The 1,204-nt window shown below is 53.1% G+C and carries 1 protein-coding gene; it reads left to right on the top strand.

Going from position 1 to position 1,204, the window contains the following annotated elements; all coding sequences use genetic code 11:
- A partial coding sequence (locus SQ11_RS17660) for a hypothetical protein (protein ID WP_052494303.1) occupies positions 1-1,203 on the top strand: 1,203 nt, incomplete at its 5' end.
- Position 1,204: the final 1 nt, after the last annotated feature.

Here is a 1,204-nt window from a genome sequence, read left to right as displayed (position 1 = left end):
GGTTTTCTGTCATTATCTTCGGCGGCGGGGGCAGCGGATTTCAAGGTTCCTAGCGGACCTAAGTGGGCGCTTGATGAAACCAGGTGGGTGAGTGCGGGCATCGGTTTCCGTGGTTCGGGCATATGGTCTGAAAACCGGGCAACGGACAGTTTCAGGAATGATTTCAGCATAGACAATGCGCGGGTGTATTTAAACGGGCAGATACATCAGTATGTCAAATTTGAAGTCAATACGGAATGTTTTTTCTGTAACAACACCAGTTCGACGGATAACCCCAAGATGTCCTACAACATCCTGGACGCTATCGGGAAAGTGGAGATTAACCGGTATGTGAATATCTGGGGCGGGCGCATGCTGGTGCCCACGGAGCGGGGCGAATTGAGCGGTCCTTTTTTTCAGGCGACGCATGATGCCTTCAAGACACCGTTTTTTCCCCAGGACTTCAGCGTTAAATTCGGCAGCAACGGCGCGGGCCGCTATGGTCGTGACGACGGCGGCACCTTCTGGGGCAGCGTCGAGCCCGGGTTCATCAGGGGGACGCTGGGTTATGCGGTGGGCGTGTACCGGGGGTTGCAGTCATCCAGCACGATCGGACCCAACCAGGGAAATGATGTGTCGTGGGCCGGACGTTTCACCTACAATTTTCTGAATCCCGAGAAGAATCCGGGTTACTACACCAGCAGCACCTACTTTGGCAAGGCGGGAGACATCCTGGCGCTTGCGTTCGGGGCAAATTACCAGAAAAACGGTGCGGGCTCGTTTGCCAATCGCAGCGATTTTCTCGGCCTGGTAGGCGACCTTTTGTTCGAAAAAGTCTTGCCGAAGAATCTGGGGGTAACCACGGTAAACGCGGAATACAAGCAGTTTTACGCTAATTATAATTCCCAGGCTTTTGCCGATCCGGGCTGTTTTTGCGTATTCGATGGAAAATCCTGGACGGTTACGGGGCTTTATCTGATACCGGTCAAGGTGGGTATCGGGAAATTCCAGCCATATGGCAGGTTCACCAGTATTCAGCCCAATCATAGCAGTAACCGGGAGGAGATCGAGGGGGGCGTGAATTACATCATCGATGGCTTCAATGCGCGCGTTTCGGCGTACTACCAGCATGGCGATCTTTTCACCAAAGGCTTGAATTATGCACCGGGGGTGATAGGCGACAAGGTGGACGTATTCAAACTCTCGTTTCAGTTGCAGATGTAGT

It is taken from the genome of Nitrosospira sp. NpAV (genome assembly GCF_000832065.1).
GTDB lineage: Bacteria > Pseudomonadota > Gammaproteobacteria > Burkholderiales > Nitrosomonadaceae > Nitrosospira.
The sequence above is the reverse complement of the archived record's forward strand: the minus strand, read 5'-3'. Positions and strand labels throughout refer to the sequence as shown.